The organism is Cellulomonas sp. P5_C5 (genome assembly GCF_054049655.1).
The window spans coordinates 1-15013 of sequence record NZ_JBFULY010000007.1; the positions used below are offsets into that span (position 1 = coordinate 1).

Consider the following 15013-nt stretch of genomic DNA (forward strand, 5'->3'; position numbering starts at 1 on the left):
CGCTCGGTCGGGTGCCCGTCGGCGTCGACGGCACCGAGCGCGGCGAGCGTCGCGTGCGCCGCCGCCATGGCCGCGGCGGGTGGCCGGTCGAGCAGGGCGAGCCCCAGACCGTCCGGGCTCCCCCAGCACGCCAGCTCGAGCGCGAACGCCGTGAGGTCCGCCGTGAGGATCTCCGGCTGCGGGTGCGCGACCAGCCGCGCGTGGTCGTGCGCGGACCAGCAGCGGTACACCGCCCCGGGCCCTTCACGCCCCGCGCGGCCCGCACGCTGCTCCGCGGACGCACGGCTCACCCCGACGGTCACCAGCCCGGCGAGCCCGCGGCGGTGGTCGGTGCGCGGCTCGCGCGAGAGTCCCCCGTCGACCACCAGCCGGACGCCCGGCACCGTCAGCGACGACTCCGCGACCGCCGTCGAGACCACGACCCGGCGCCGTGCACCGGCGGCGAGCGCGAGGTCCTGCGCATGCGTGGGCAGCCGACCGTGCAGCGGCCGGACGTCGGCGCTGCCGAGACCCGCGAGCCGGCGCACCACCCCGTCGACCTCCCCGGCACCCGGGACGAACACCAGGACGTCGCCGGTCCGCTCGTCGAGCGCGCGGCGCACGGTCGCCGCCACGTGGTCGAGGAACGCCGGGGTCACGCCGCGCTCGTCGGTCCGTGCGGTGCGCGCGGGCGCGGGGCACCAGACCTCCTCGACGGGGAACAGTGCACCCGGGACGGCGACGACCGGCGCGGGTCCCGTACCGCCGAGCAGCGCCGCCGTGCGCTCGGCCTCGACGGTCGCGGACATCGCGACCACGGCGAGGTCGTCGCGCAGGTGGGCCCGGACGTCCACCAGCAGGGCCAGGGCGAGGTCGTCGACGAGGTGCCGCTCGTGCACCTCGTCGAGGACCACCGCCGCGACCCCCGGCAGCTCCGGGTCGCGCTGCAGGCGCCGCAGGAGCACCCCGGTGGTGACCACCTCGACGCGGGTCGCTCCGCTCACCACGCTCTCCCCGCGGACGGAGAACCCGACGCTGCGCCCGAGGGGCTCGCCCAGCAGGTGGGCAAGCCGACGGGCCGCCGCGCGTGCTGCGATCCGGCGCGGCTGGGTGACCACCACCCGCCCGGGGAGCGTCGCGGCGACCGCCGGCGGCACCAGGGTCGTCTTCCCCGTGCCGGGGGGTGCCTGCACCACGACGACACCCCGTGCCCGGAGGGCGGCCACGACGTCGCCCAGCCCGGCACGCACCGGGAGGTCGGGCGGGTGGGCGAGGAGCCGGGCGATCGGGTCGTCGTGCACGCCCGCATTCTGCGCGGTCAGGTCGACGATCGCTCCTTCGCCGACTCCACGGGCAGCAGGGCGGCGCCGACGAGGAAGCACACCGCGCCGACGAACGTGCCGAGGTTCACCAGCTCGAGGTTGGCCAGCTCGTCGGTGGACCGCACGTACCGGGCCGCGACCGCCGAGATCCCGAACGCGACCGAGCCGAGCAGGTTGAGCGCGGCGATCCGCCACCCCGTCGAGCGGTCCGACCGCGGCAGGACGCCCCGGTTCACCTCGGCGTAGGCGAACCAGCTGGCGACGAGGAAGCAGATCGACCCCAGCACGTCCGGCGCCCAGACCAGGTGCCGCGCCTGCTCTGTGGTCAGGTCCGCCTGGGTCGCCGAGTACGTGCTGATGTTGAAGAAGACCGTCCCCACCAGCTGGACGAGCACCGCCCAGAAGTCGATCCGGCGTGGCTTCCAGCCCACCAGCGACGCGAGCCGGCTCGGCCGAGCGGACTCCGCGAGCACCCCGCCGGGTGCCCGCAGGGTCTCGTGGAACTGCAGGTAGCCGGCCGACGTGAAGAAGATCGACCCGACGAAGAACGTGCCCGCGACGACCGCCGGGTCGAGCGCGTCGAAGTACAGCGGGACCGACCCGAGGGCGAAGCAGAGCGACCCGATCGCGAACAGGCTCCCGATCCACCAGCTCATGGCGCTGGCACGGCCACCCTCGGCGCGCACGCCCGCGAGCCGCAGCCCGAGGCCCTTGCGGTGCCGCCGCGAGCTCCACTCGACCTCGCTGCCGTCCGGGCGCACGAGCACCGCGTGCGTGACGAAGCCGAGCGGGCCGTGGGTGTGCAGGACCCGCCAGCCCGCGGGCAGGTCCGGGACGGTCGAGGTCACTGGTGCAGGCCGGTGCGCGCCTTGCTCTTCGCCGCGGCGTGCGCGGGTGACGTCCACACGTCGGGCTTGGCGGTGGGGCGCTGCACGGGTTGCTCCGCGACCAGCGCGTCCCAGGCGGCCATCAGGTCGCGCAGGAGCAGCTCGACCATCATGCGGCTCAGGTCGAGCCGGACGACCACGCGCAGCAGGTGCACCGCGTCCGCGTCGGGCGGCAGGCTGTACGCCGGCACGATCCAGCCGTCCTCGCGCAGCCGCGCGGACAGGTGGTAGACGTCGAAGCCCGGGTCCCCCTTGATCGAGAAGGTGACCACCGGCTCCGCCAGGCCGGGGTTGAGGATCTCGAACCGGCCGCTCGCCTCGAGGCTCTCGTTGAGGAACCGGGCGTTGGCGAGCATCGTCTCGACGATCGAGGTGTACCCGCTGCGCCCGAGCCGAAGGAAGTTGTACATCTGCGCCTGGATCATGGCCGACCCGCGCGAGAAGTTGAACGTGTAGGTCGGCTGCGCTCCGCCGAGGTAGTTCACGCTGAAGACGAGGTCCTCCGGGAGCTTCGAGGCGTCCCGGAAGATCAGCCAGCCCACGCCCGGGTAGACGAGCCCGTACTTGTGCCCGGAGACGTTGATCGACGCCACCTGCTCGAGCCGGAAGTCCCAGCGCAGGTCGGGCTCCGCGAACGGGGCGATGAACGCACCGCTGGCGCCGTCGACGTGCAGCGGGATGTCCCACCCCTTCTCGGCCTTGACCCGCACCAGGAGGTCGTTGATCTCCTCGATGGGATCGGCCTCACCGATGTGGGTGGTCCCGAGCACCGCGCCGACCGCGATCGTGTTCTCGTCGATCTGGCCCTCGACGTCGTCGGCGTCGAGCACGAACCGGTCCGCCTTCATCGGGATCTTGCGCATCTCGACGTCGAAGTAGTTGGCGAACTTGTCCCACACCACGTGGGTCTCGGCACCGAAGACCACGTTGGGCCGGTCCGTCGGCAGCCCCGCAGCCTGCCGCCGGTCGCGCCACGCGCGCTTGTGGGCGAGCAGGCCGAGCATGATCGCCTCGGAGGACCCGATGGTGGCCACGCCCACGACAGCCGTGGAGTCGGGGGCGTTGAAGAGGTCGCCCAGCATGTGCACGCAGGCTTCCTCGATCAGCGACGCCGCCGGGTACTCCTCGTGGTCGATGTGGTTCTTGCGGAGCGTGTCGTGGATGAGCTTCTCCGCCTGCGGCTCCATCCACGTGGTGACGAACGACGCGAGGTTGAGCGTCTCCCGTCCGTCGAGCATGAGGCCGGTGTGGATGAGCTCGTAGGCTTCGTCCGGCTCCAGGCCGTGGGCGGGGAACGTCCCGCGGTCGACGTGCTCGCGGAAGCTGGGCCGGCCGTGGATCGGGCCGAACGGGTCGGACGTCTCGCTCACCTGTGCTCCTCCAGTTCATCGGTCCGGAGCTGGCTGACTGCCTCCCCCGGCACGCACCTGCGCGTCGAACGTAGCGCGGTCCGTCCCGAAATGTCCCGCGGGTAGGGTCCGTCGTATGGGCTGGTACGACGCGACCTTCGTCCAGACCGGTCGCTCACCCGCGCTGTGGGCGCTGGTCGGGTTCCTCGTGACGTTCGCCCTGGTGCGGACTGTCACGCGACGGATCCACGCCCGCCAGGACGCACGCGCCGACACCTCCGGCCCCGTCAAGGACGTCTACATCGCCGGGGTCCACGTCCACCACCAGGTGTGGGGCATCCTCCTCGTCCTCGTCTCGGGGCTCCTGACGTTCCGGTTCCGGCCGGAGTCGCCGTGGATCGACGTGCTCGCCCTGCTGTTCGGCGCCGGTGCCGCGCTCACGCTCGACGAGTTCGCGCTGTGGTTCCACCTCGACGACGTGTACTGGTCCACCGAGGGCCGCAAGTCGATCGACGCGGTCATGGTCGGCGGGGCCCTGGGCGGCGCCGTCCTACTCGGCGTCTCCCCGATCGGCAGCACGAACGAGGAGAACCTCCCCGCGTGGCTGTACTCGGCCATCGTCGCGATCCACATGGCCTTCGCGTTGGTCAGCGTGCTCAAGGGCAAGCTCGCGACCGCGATCATCGGCGTCGTCGTCCCGGTCCTGGCCGTGGTCGGTGCCGTCCGCCTCGCCAAGCCCGCGTCGTACTGGGCGCGCCGGCGGTACCGCGGTGACAAGCTGGGACGCGCGCAGCGGCGTTACGGCGCGGCGTACCAGGCCCGGCACGACCGTCTGCGCGACGTCCTGGGCGGCGCCCCCTCCCCCCGGTCCGCAGGGTCCGAGGTGGCCGACGGGTAGGATCGGGCGATCCCCGCCTGCCTGGCTCTCGCGCTCCCCTGCCCGTCAGCCACTCCCTGACGACCAGCTAGGACCCGCACGATGACCGCCCTCACCACCACGCCTCCGACGCTCGACGGCGTCGACCCCGCTGAGCTCGACGTGTTCCTGCGGGTCGCGGACCAGATCAGCCGGCTCCCGTCGGACCACCCGCACCTGGCCCTGGCCCGGCGCGCGACGTCGGCGCTGTTCAAGGCCGCCAAGAAGCAGCGCCGCGCCGAGAAGCGGGACGCCATCAGCGCCGCTGACCGCGCGGTCATCCACGCCACGGCCACCGGCAGCCCGGGCCGCATCGACGACGAGACCCAGGGCATCCCCCTGGTCTCCAGCGCGCAGGGCGCCACGGCCGGCACGCTGCTCAAGGCCCGGCCCTGCTACATCTGCAAGGAGCCGTACGTCGAGGTCGACGCGTTCTACCACCAGCTCTGCCCCGCGTGCGCGCGGCTGAACCACGCCAAGCGCGACGCCCGCACGGACCTGACCGGCAAGCGCGCACTGCTCACGGGCGGGCGCGCGAAGATCGGCATGTACATCGCGCTGCGGCTCCTGCGGGACGGCGCGACGACGACGATCACCACCCGGTTCCCCCGCGACGCCGCCCGTCGCTTCGCCGCGATGCCGGACAGCGCCGACTGGCTGGACCGGCTGAGCATCGTCGGCATCGACCTGCGCGACCCGGCCCAGGTGGTCGCGCTCGCGGACTCGGTGGCCGCGCAGGGTCCGCTCGACATCCTCATCAACAACGCAGCGCAGACCGTCCGCCGCTCCCCCGGCGCGTACACGCACCTGGCCGACGCCGAGCTGGAGCCCTTGCCGGACCGTCCGCTGCCGCAGATCACGACGTTCGGCCGCACCAGCAGCAGCGCGCACCCCGTCGCGCTCGCCGGGTCCGTCACCGAGCTGACGAGCGTGGCGGCAGGCGTCGCGACGCTGGCGCTCACCGCCGAGCACGCCTCGCTGGAGCGGCTCGTGGCCGGCACCGCGATCGACGCGGGCGGCCTGGTCCCCGACACGGCGGAGACCAACAGCTGGGTGCACACGGTCGACCAGGTGGACCCCATGGAGCTGCTCGAGGTCCAGCTGTGCAACCAGACGGCGCCGTTCATCCTGGTCAGCCGCCTGCGCGGGGCCATGAACGCACGCGAAGGCGCCCGCGCGTACGTCGTCAACGTCTCCGCGATGGAGGGCGTCTTCTCGCGCGGCTACAAGGGTCCCGGCCACCCGCACACCAACATGGCCAAGGCGGCGCTCAACATGCTGACCCGCACCAGCGCCACGGAGCTGGCCGGCGACGGCATCCTCATGACCAGCGTCGACACGGGCTGGATCACCGACGAGCGCCCCCACCCGACCAAGGTCCGGCTGGCCGAGGAGGGCTTCCACGCGCCGCTCGACCTGGTCGACGGTGCGGCGCGCGTGTACGACCCGATCGTGCGCGGCGAGGCCGGCGAGGACCTGTACGGCTGCTTCCTCAAGGACTACGTCCGTTCTGCCTGGTAGTCCCCAGAGGCGCGCTGCACATCCGTGCACCACGATGGGCCCGTGCATCGCGACCTCAGTGCCCACCTGTCCCTGAACGTCACCTCGCCGGCGACGCTCGCCTTCGAGCTCGCCGTGTCCACCCAGCTCGTCGCGGACGAGTCGCTGCGGATCACCCTGGACGGCTCGCCGGTCCGCGTCGAGGAGGTCCCCGACCACCACGGGACACGGCTGCACGTCGTCCGTGCGGACGTCGGCCGCCTCGTCCTGGACTACTCGGCGTCCGTCTCCGGCCGGGCCGCGCCGGTGGGCTCCGACGAGGCCGACCTGCTGCGCTACCTGCGGCCGAGCCGCTACTGCGAGTCGGACACGCTCGGCCCCACCGCGTACGCCGAGTTCGCGGGCCTGCGCGGGTTCGACCTGCTGTCCGCCGTCAGCTCCTGGGTCGGCTCCCGCCTCTCCTACGTCCCGGGGTCGAGCCTGCCCACCGACGGTGCGGTGCAGACGCTCCTGGGACGCGAGGGCGTGTGCCGCGACTACGCGCACCTCGTGATCGCCCTCCTGCGCGCCCTGGACGTGCCCGCGCGGCTCGTGTCCGTCTACGCCCCCGGGCTCTCCCCGATGGACTTCCACGCCGTCGCAGAGGCCCACCTCGACGGCCAGTGGTACGTCGTCGACGCGACGACCCTGGCGCCGCGCACGAGCCTGGTGCGGATCGCGACCGGGCGCGACGCGTCGGACACCGCGTTCCTCAACGTGCACCACGGGTACGCCGACCTCGACGAGCTCGAGGTGACCGCGGTGGCGGACGTCCTGCCGGACGACGACGTGCGGGACCTGGTCACGCTCGGTTGAGACGCGCGCTGCTAGCCTCCGGATCGTGACAGAACCGGACGAGACAGGCACGGCGGCCCCGCCCCGTCGCCGCTCCTTCCTCGCCCGCCGGACGGGCACCGACGACTTCGGGATCGTCCTGTCCCTGCTGGTCACGGCGTACGTCGCCTTCGCCCTGAGCGCTGCCCGGTGGGTCGAGATCATCGTCTTCGTGCTCTACCTGTTCACGCTCGGTCTGGCGGTGCGGACCTCCCGCCCGATGCCGCACCAGAAGCGGTTCGTCCGCATCGTGCTCGTCGTCTCGGCGGTCGTCTCGGTGCTGGCGCTCGTCACCCTCCCCGCGGCCGCGGCCGACGGGGTGCTCGACGCGGTGGTCTGCGTGATCCTCATGACTGCGCTGGTCGTGATCCTCGACCGCATCCTGCGCCGGACCGCCGTGACCGTGCAGTCGCTCGCCGGTGCGCTGAGCGCCTACCTGATCATCGGGATGTTCTTCGCGAGCCTGTTCGGCGTCATGGACGCGCTCACCCCGGGGCCGTTCTTCGCGGGCGGCCAGGAGGCGAACTCCCGCTCCTTCCAGTACTTCTCCTACACGACGCTGACCACGCTCGGGTACGGCGACTACACCGCGGCGCTGTTCCCGGGACGGAGCATCGCCACGTTCGAGGCGCTCGTGGGGCAGGTGTTCCTCGCGGTCCTGGTCGCCCGGCTGGTGGCAGCGTTCCACGGCCGCTCGGAGGCGATCATCCCGGAGCGCACCGACGACTGACGTCTCGCGCGTATCTGCCCGCGCGGCGCCGTCCCCTCTCCAGCAGAGCGACCACCCGTGGACCAGGAGGCACCGTGTCGACACCGTCGGGATCCGCCGGGCTGGTGCCCGTACCCGTCGAGCTCGGAGGGCTCACGGAGATCCGCGTGCACGGGGTCGGCGGCACGAGCCCCGAGTCCCTGCTCGGCGACCAGACGCCGACGCGCGTCGCCGGTGACCGCGTCGCCGGCTTCTACCGGACCTCGGACGCCGCCGGGCGTCATCGCGAGGCGTACTCGTGGGGCGGCCTGACCTCGCGCAGCCGCGCGCGTGCGCTCTGGGCGCTCCTGCTGCCGTCGATGCTGGCGAACATGGGCGGGTGGATGGCCCGCCGCTGGGTGACGTCCGGCGCGGAGGAGGTCGAGCGCCCCCCGACGCTGTGGGTGTTCCGGTGGTTCGCGCGGCTGACCGCGCTGGCCCTCACGCTCAGCACCGCCGCGATGGTCACGTACCTCGCCCTCGACGTCCTCGCGTACCAGTGGGGCCGCACCGGGCCGGTCCCCGAGCCGGAGCAGACCGCCGGGGTGCCGAGCGGCATCGCGCACTGGTGGGCCCAGACCGTCGAGACGTGGACGTCGGTCGACCGTCCGGGCAACCGCATCGTGCTCGGCGCCCTCGCCGCCGTCCTGGTGGCGCTCGTGTTCGCGGTCCTCGCACGCCACTCCCGGTCGTCGTACGAGAGCGTCGTCCCGCCGACCCCGATCAGCGCGGAGCCCGGCGCACCCGACGTCACCACCACCACCCCGCCGCCGCCGTCGGTCCGGTGCGCAGCCGCCCTCGACGGGGGCCTGCGCGCCGCCGACTTCTGGGCGGGCCTCGAGTGGCACAAGTTCCTGTCCCGGATCCACCTGACCGCCTGCCTCGGGGTCGTGGCCCTCATGCTCGGCTGGTCGACGTGGGCCCTCGGGGAGGGCACCGGCGCGGGGTCCTTCGGGCAGGTGGCCACCGTGGCCGCGGTCGCCGCGCTGGTCCTCCTCATGGGCCTGCTCGCGTTCGACGACGCGCAGCCGGACCTGGGCTGGATCGCGCTGACGCTCACCACCGCCGCGCTGGTCCTGGCGGGGATCGCGGCGGTCATGCTGCCGACAGGCCCCGGTCCGGAGGGGATGCTGCCCGGCGCCCGCCCGGCACTCAACGTCGTCTGGGGGGTCAGCCTCGCCCTCCTGGCCCCGCTCGCCGCGCAGCAGTCGTTGGCGTGGCTCTACCGGTTGTGGCAGGCGCGCACCCTGCGCCGGGCCGACCAGCCGGTGCCGCGGCTCAGCACCTTCCCGTGGGCGGGGCCGTTCGTCATGAACACGATCGCGATGGTCGTCGCGAACACCGTGCTGCTGTCCGCCATCGTCTACGTGGCCGGCGTCGTCGGCACGATCGACTGGGGGTTCGGCCCGGACGCGGGCACCGGCGCAGCACCCGGCACCATCTACGTCCCCCCGGCCATCGGCTCGCTCGCGTCGATCCTCTCGCTCGGGCTGATCCTGCTGGTGCTCCTGTTCGGGGTCACGTTCGTCGTGGTGCTCCGACGCCGGAGCCGGCGGAACGCCCCGGCGGTCGAGGCGGACCTGCGCGCGCAGTACGCCGAGGCGGGCATCCCCTCCGTCGAGCCCGGCGCGGCCGCCGGGACGGAGGCGGCGTGGTGGCGCTCCGCGTTCGATCCCCCGCTGTGGGGCGTTCGCGGGCGGCAGCGCCAGGGCCGGCCGACACCCTGGGTGCACAAGGTCGCGACCATGCGGTTCGTCGGCGACCACTCGCGCGCCGTCGCCGTGCTGTTCGTCGCGCTCGCCGTCTGCGCGGCGGTCGGGCTCGCGCTCTTCCTCAACGAGGTGCTGCTCCAGCACCGGGAGCCGCCGATGTTCTTCGTCGAGGTCGGCACCAAGGTCGCGGTCGCCTTCCCGCCGCTGTACGTCCTGGTGCTGACCCTCGCGTGGCGCAACGAGCGCTGGCGCCGCGTCCTGGGCTCGCTCTTCGACGTGGGGACGTTCTTCCCACGGTCGTTCCACCCGTTCGCCCCTCCCGCGTACGCCGAGCGCGCCGTGCCCGAGCTGACGCGCCGGATCTGGCGCCTGCACGACAACGGCGGCCGGGTCGTGGTGTCCGCCCACTCCCAGGGCAGCGTCATCGCCGCCGCCGCGCTCGGGCGCACGTCGGGCCGGGCGGGGCAGGAGCCGGCCATCGGGGTGGTCACCTTCGGGTCGCCCCTGGGCAAGCTCTACCGCTGGGCGTTCCCCGCCCTGTTCAGCGACGGGTTCCTCGCCGGGATCACCGACGACCGTGCGGGCATCGGACCGGTGCTGTGGCGCAACGTGTACTACGCGACCGACTACATCGGGGGCGACGTGCGCTCAGGCAGCTCGACGATCTCCGACGGCGTCGACGTCGAGCTCGTCGACCCGCCGACGCACCGCTACGTCGTCGACCAGCCCCTGCCGCGCGTCCTGAGCCACACGGGGTACTGGTACGACGACGCGTTCTGGCGGGAGATCGACGAGATGTGCAGCCTGACCCTGTCCACGGGCGGCCCGCGGCCGGGCTCGGACGTCGACGGCGGCGGGATGGACCCGGTGCCGCCGGACCCCACACTGTCGGGGAGCTACCGCAGTCAGGCGGTGATCCCGCTCGTCGACGCCACGACGTCCCCGATCTTGCGGGACAGCGCCTCGTAGAACATCGACAGCGGGAACTCGTCGTCCAGCACCGCGTCGGTGAAGCCCTTGGGCGGACCGTCCAGCGGCAGGTCGCCGCGGGCCCACGCCGACGCGGGGTGCGGGGTCACGGTGCTGGACACCAGCGCGTACGCGGCCAGCCAGTGCGCGGTCTTCGGCCGGTCGATGGAGCGCCAGTAGAGCTGCTCGATCTGCTCGGCGAGCGCGATCACCGCGTCGGGCACCTGCGGCCAGTCGATCGTCAGGCGCGAGTCCGTCCAGTGCAGGACGTGGTGCTGGTGCAGCCACGCGAACAACAGCTGTCCGCCGAGGCCGTCGTAGTTGCGCACGCGCGTGCCCGTCACGGGGAACCGGAACAGGCGGTCGAACAGGATCGCGTACTGCACGTACCGTGCGTGCGGGACGCCGTCGCCCTCCAGCCGCACCGCCGCGCGGAACGCCGTCAGGTCGCAGCGCAGCTCCTCCAGGGAGTACAGGAAGAACGGCATCCGCTGCTTGATCATGAACGGGTCGAACGGCAGGTCGCCGCGCATGTGGGTGCGGTCGTGGACCAGGTCCCACAGGACGAAGGTCTCCTCGGCGAGCCGCTGGTCGTCCAGGAGCCGGGCGGCATCCGGGGGCAGCGCGAGCCGCGTCGTGTCCGCCGCGGCGCGCACGACCCTGCGGAACCGGGCGGCCTCGCGGTCCGCGAAGATCGCGCCCCACGTGAACGTCGGCACCTCGCGCACGGCGACCGTCTCCGGGAACAGCACCGCGGAGTTGGTGTCGTAGCCGGGCGTGAAGTCGAGGAAGGTCACGGGGACGAACAACGCGTTGCTGAACTGCTCCGCCTCGAGCTGCGCCACCAGGTCCGGCCAGCGCACCTGGAGCAGCACGGCCTCGAGCCGCCGGTCGGTGCTGCCGTTCTGCGTGTACATGGGGAACAGGACCAGGTGGGCCAGCCCGTCGACGCGCTGGCGCTGCGGCTGGAACGCGACGAGCGAGTCGAGAAAGTCCGGTACTCCGAAGCCGGTCTCCGACCAGCGCGTCAGGTCCTTGCCGACGGCCGTCAGGTAGTCCTCGTCGTGTGGCAGGGCGGGCGTGAGCTCGTCGACGGACCGCGTGATCGCGTGCGCCAGCTCCCGGGCACGGGGGTGCTGCTCGCTGTCCGGGACCGACCCGTCCTTGACCTGGAGAGCCTGGAGCTCGGTGACGTCGCGCTTCAACCGGGTCCACGCCGGGTGCGACACGAGCTCGTCGTGGCGATCGTCGGTCGCGGCGGCCGGAGCCGGGCGGGCCGCCCAGATCGCGGCGTTGAGCAGCACCTCCGGGTCAGCGAGCGCGTCGACGCCGAGCACCAGGAGGCGGCCGTCCCCGTCGCGCAGCCCGGCGCCCACCGTCCGGCCGACCGCCTGGCTCCCGGTGGCAGTCCGCAGGAGCGGCACGGCGGGGCCGGCGACCTCGAGGGTCGCGCCCACGGGCAGCACCGCGTCCGTCGTCCACGCGAGGAGGTCGTCGGCCGTGACGTCGGCGGGTACGAGCCCGCTCGGCGGCGCGGACGCCGCGTGCGCGGTGATGCCGTGGTCGGCGAGCAGCCGTGCGGTCTCCGGCGTCTCGGTCCCCGTCGCGAGCACGACGACACCGGTCTGCGCGGTGAACCGCGTCGGTGCCGTGCCCGGCAGGACGAGGACCAGGTCGGGGTCGTCGTCGGGTCCGACGAGGACAAGCCCGTGGAGCTCCAGGTGGGCCCGGTGGGCGGGCGGCAGATCACCTGTCGCGTGGACGGTCGGGAACAGCCTCATGCGTGATCTCACCATTCGGACGGCAGCGTTACTGCACGGTACGTTTCGCGCGCCGCCCGGTCAACGATCTCAGGGGCGCAACAACGTCAGCGCGCTCAGCCCGGCGATCAGCGCCACCGCGACCCCGACGACCACCAGGGCAGCGCGCAGCCCGCGCCGGCTGTCGCCCGTCCACCGGGCCTCGAGCGTGTCCTTCGACGTCAGGTAGCGCAGCGCCAGCCGCGTGCCGGGGGCGGGGGCGACGACGTCGTCGACCGGTGCGGTGATCCCGAGCGCGCGCGGGTCGGCCTGCACCGTCGCGGCCGCACCGTCGTCGCTCCTCGCGAGCAGGTGGCTGAGGTCCTCGACCGGCGGAGCCTGTGCCGGGCCGGGCGCAGGCGTGATGATCGGGGCGTCCACCGGCAGCTCCAGCCGGCTCGCCGCCGTCAGCGCCGCACCCAGGCACACCGCGTACTTCGGGTGCGCGTCGACCACGACCGGGACACCGAGCTCGGCCGCGATGAGCTCGGACACCAGCGGGATCCGGCTCGACCCGCCCGTGAGCAGGACCGCGTCCAGGTCGGCCGGCGCCAAGCCTGCGGACTCGATGGTGCGCGCCAGGGTGTCGATCGTCCGCAGCACGTCGATCCGGATGGCCCCCTCCAGCTCCGCCCGGGTGATCCGCACCTCGCGCGTGATCCCCGGGAGGATGACCGGGATCGTCGCCTCCACGTCCTGCGACAGCGTCTCCTTGGCCAGCACCGCCGCCTCGCGCACCGCCGCCAGCCCGTGCCGGACGGCCGGCTCCTCCACGTCGAGCGACGTCCACGCGCGGCCGAGGGTCGTCGCGACGTGGTTCATCACCACCTGGTCGACGTCCTGCCCGCCGATGTGCTCGTCCCCGCCGGGCTCACCGCGCAGCTCGTAGCCGTCCGCCGTCTTCTCGACGACCGCGGCGTCGAACGTGCCGCCACCGAAGTCGTACACGGCGACGACCGCGCCCGTCGGCACGCGACGCAGCGCCGCGTAGTGCACCGCGGCGGCCACCGGCTCCGCGAGCAGCCCGACGTCCGTCATGCTCGCCTCGCCGGCCGCCGCGACGAGCAGGTCACGACGGAGGTCTCCCCACGCCGCCGGGCAGGTCAGCGTCACGTGCGCCGCGGGCCCGCCCTCGCGGGCGGTCACCGTCTCGACCACCCAGCGCAGCAGCGTGCCGGTCAGCACCTCGGGCGCGAAGCTCTCGTCGCCGAGCAGGAGGCCCGTCGGGTCGCCCATGCGCCGCTTGAACCCGCGGCCCAGCCGCTCGGGCTCCAGCACGCCCCGGCGCACCGCCGCGTCCCCGACCAGGAGGGAACCGTCCGCCCGCAGCAGCACCGCCGACGGGATGGTGTCCGTCCGGTCCCCCAGCGCCACCGTCGCGGCCCGGCCGTCGCGCCAGACCGCGGCGGCCGTGTACGCCGTGCCGACGTCGATCCCGAGCGTGTACGAGCTCACGACGCCCCCTTCTGCCAGATGCACTGGCTCGCGACCGACCGGAACGTGTCGCACTGGGCCTTCGCGGCCAGCTCGTCCGGGAGGCCCTCGGTGAACACGACCCAGTTGGGCACACCGTTGGCGCCCTCGAGGAACGCGGCCGAGTCGGCGCTGCTCTTGAGCTGCACCCCGAGCGCACCCGCCAGCTGGAGCTGCGCGACCAGTGCGTCGGCCGCCCCCGCGTTGGCGGCGTCGTCCTGCGGGAAGTTGCCCCAGCGCACGTACCAGCCCTGCGGTTCGAACGGCGCTCCCGCCTGTCCTGCCGCCGGGGCGGACTCCGTCGGCTCGGGCGTCTCCGTCGGAGCCACCTCCGCGGGGGGCACGACGACGCACTCCTCCTTGCCGAAGCTGCCCGGCACGTCGCCGGCGAGGGCGCGCACCCGGAAGCAGTGCTCGCCCTCCGTCAGCTCCTCCCAGCGGAACGAGGTCTCGCCCGAGTCGTCGACGGGTTCGCTCGACGTCCCCGAGACGCCCTGCATCCACTCCTCGATCCCGTACCCGGTGGCGTACGGGCTCTTGAGCCACACGACCCGCACCTCTCCCGGTCCCACGACCTCGAGCGCCTCGACCTCCACCGGCGGCGGCGTGCCGGCCCGGAGCGCCTCCGCGCCGCCCTGCCCGCGCAGCCACAGGTACCCGAGCACGCCCGCGACGACGAGCAGGAGGGCCAGCACCACCCAGAGCTTGCGAACCACCGCGCGCTGCTCGAACGTGCCGGGCAGCTCTCCGACCCGGTCGGAGCGGCTCACCCGGTAGGTCACCGTGAACGCGTGCGGCACCGGCTTGCCGAGCAGCTTCGGGTTGCGTGCCTGGACCGCGAGGTACGCCGGCACCGTCCGCCCCGCGGGCACCTCGACGACCTGCGGCGCCAGCCCGAAGCGGAGCAGCTCCGCCGCGTCGGCGACCTCCAGGGTCACCGTGAGGTCGGTCGTGCCGGTGTTCCGCAGCTCGACGCGGAACCGGCCCGCGCGGGCACCCTTGGGCCCGTCGCCGCGCAGCCGCACGTCGAGGCCCTGGACCGGGCTGACCACGACGTCACCCTCGACCACCGCGGCGACGTCACGGTTCTCGAGCGAGACGCACCGCACGCCGAACGGGATCGTGCCCACCGGCGCGGCCGGCGCGGGTGGCGGCCGGAACACGATCTCGACGGTCTGCTCCTCGGACTCCCCCGGCAGCACCGAGACGTGCTGCGGGACCACGGTCGACCAGCGGGAGGCCTCACCGAGGACCTCGACGCGGTACTGGGCCACGATGTCGCCGACGTTGCGGACCGTCACGCGCGTGCGCACCTGGCCGCCGGGGTCGGTGGCGAGCGTGTCCTGGGCAAGGACGAGCACGGGGTCCACGACGGGGCCTCCTCCCGATCGGGCAGCGCGCGGCGTATCTCTGGGACGGGTCCCGTCTCTACTATCAACGTACGGATTGTCCCAGTTGTGAATACACGACCGTATCGGGGGATGTC

11 protein-coding genes are annotated in these 15013 nt (G+C 73.3%); 5 read left to right on the forward strand and 6 right to left on the reverse strand.

What is annotated here, in order from left to right; genetic code table 11:
• The 3 genes from ACXJKF_RS08215 to ACXJKF_RS08225 form a co-directional block, all read right to left on the reverse strand.
• A partial coding sequence (locus tag ACXJKF_RS08215) for a helicase-related protein (protein ID WP_456787248.1) occupies window positions 1-1280 on the reverse strand: 1280 nt, incomplete at its 3' end.
• Window positions 1281-1297: 17 nt separating this feature from the next.
• Complete coding sequence (locus tag ACXJKF_RS08220) at window positions 1298-2149, reverse strand: hypothetical protein (protein WP_456787249.1); 852 nt, start codon at window positions 2147-2149, stop codon at window positions 1298-1300.
• Entirely contained in the window at window positions 2146-3558 is a 1413-nt protein-coding gene (locus tag ACXJKF_RS08225) for a glutamate decarboxylase (protein ID WP_456787250.1), read from the reverse strand. The genes ACXJKF_RS08220 and ACXJKF_RS08225 overlap by 4 nt, the downstream gene beginning before the upstream one ends.
• Before the next feature lie 115 nt (window positions 3559-3673).
• Here ACXJKF_RS08225 and ACXJKF_RS08230 point away from each other — a divergent pair, with 115 nt between their 5' ends.
• The 5 genes from ACXJKF_RS08230 to ACXJKF_RS08250 all read left to right on the forward strand — a co-directional run bounded on the left by ACXJKF_RS08230 (window position 3674) and on the right by ACXJKF_RS08250 (window position 10255).
• Window positions 3674-4435: a hypothetical protein gene (locus ACXJKF_RS08230; RefSeq protein ID WP_456787251.1), complete on the forward strand. Its 762-nt coding sequence runs from the start codon at window positions 3674-3676 to the stop codon at window positions 4433-4435.
• Between the two features lie 81 nt (window positions 4436-4516).
• On the forward strand, window positions 4517-5974 hold the full coding sequence (locus ACXJKF_RS08235) for an SDR family NAD(P)-dependent oxidoreductase (RefSeq protein WP_456787252.1): 1458 nt from the start codon (window positions 4517-4519) through the stop codon (window positions 5972-5974).
• Between the two features lie 42 nt (window positions 5975-6016).
• The gene (locus ACXJKF_RS08240) at window positions 6017-6808 is read left to right on the forward strand and encodes a transglutaminase-like domain-containing protein (protein ID WP_456787253.1); all 792 of its coding nucleotides are present in this window, start codon (window positions 6017-6019) and stop codon (window positions 6806-6808) included.
• Between the two features lie 25 nt (window positions 6809-6833).
• The gene (locus ACXJKF_RS08245; protein ID WP_456787254.1) at window positions 6834-7556 is read left to right on the forward strand and encodes an ion channel; all 723 of its coding nucleotides are present in this window, start codon (window positions 6834-6836) and stop codon (window positions 7554-7556) included.
• Window positions 7557-7630: 74 nt separating this feature from the next.
• Window positions 7631-10255, forward strand: a complete 2625-nt coding sequence (locus tag ACXJKF_RS08250; RefSeq protein WP_456787255.1) for a hypothetical protein — start codon at window positions 7631-7633, stop codon at window positions 10253-10255.
• On the opposite strand, the gene ACXJKF_RS08255 is transcribed toward ACXJKF_RS08250, so the two are convergent.
• The 3 genes from ACXJKF_RS08255 to ACXJKF_RS08265 all read right to left on the reverse strand — a co-directional run bounded on the left by ACXJKF_RS08255 (window position 10192) and on the right by ACXJKF_RS08265 (window position 14897).
• Window positions 10192-11541, reverse strand: a complete 1350-nt coding sequence (locus ACXJKF_RS08255; RefSeq protein ID WP_456787371.1) for a DUF6421 family protein — start codon at window positions 11539-11541, stop codon at window positions 10192-10194. The genes ACXJKF_RS08250 and ACXJKF_RS08255 overlap by 64 nt on opposite strands.
• Before the next feature lie 564 nt (window positions 11542-12105).
• Entirely contained in the window at window positions 12106-13509 is a 1404-nt protein-coding gene (locus tag ACXJKF_RS08260) for an Hsp70 family protein (RefSeq protein ID WP_456787256.1), read from the reverse strand.
• Window positions 13506-14897 (reverse strand): COG1470 family protein, encoded by a 1392-nt coding sequence (locus ACXJKF_RS08265; protein ID WP_456787257.1) that lies wholly within the window; start codon window positions 14895-14897, stop codon window positions 13506-13508. The genes ACXJKF_RS08260 and ACXJKF_RS08265 overlap by 4 nt, the downstream gene beginning before the upstream one ends.
• Window positions 14898-15013 lie beyond the last annotated feature (116 nt).

What these genes read in the sequence shown, in the direction of transcription:
- ACXJKF_RS08235 (WP_456787252.1), top strand. Translation starts at nt 4,517, where the DNA reads ATGACCGCCCTCACCACCACGCCTCCGACGCTCGACGGCGTCGACCCC.
- ACXJKF_RS08230 (WP_456787251.1), top strand. Translation starts at nt 3,674, where the DNA reads ATGGGCTGGTACGACGCGACCTTCGTCCAGACCGGTCGCTCACCCGCG.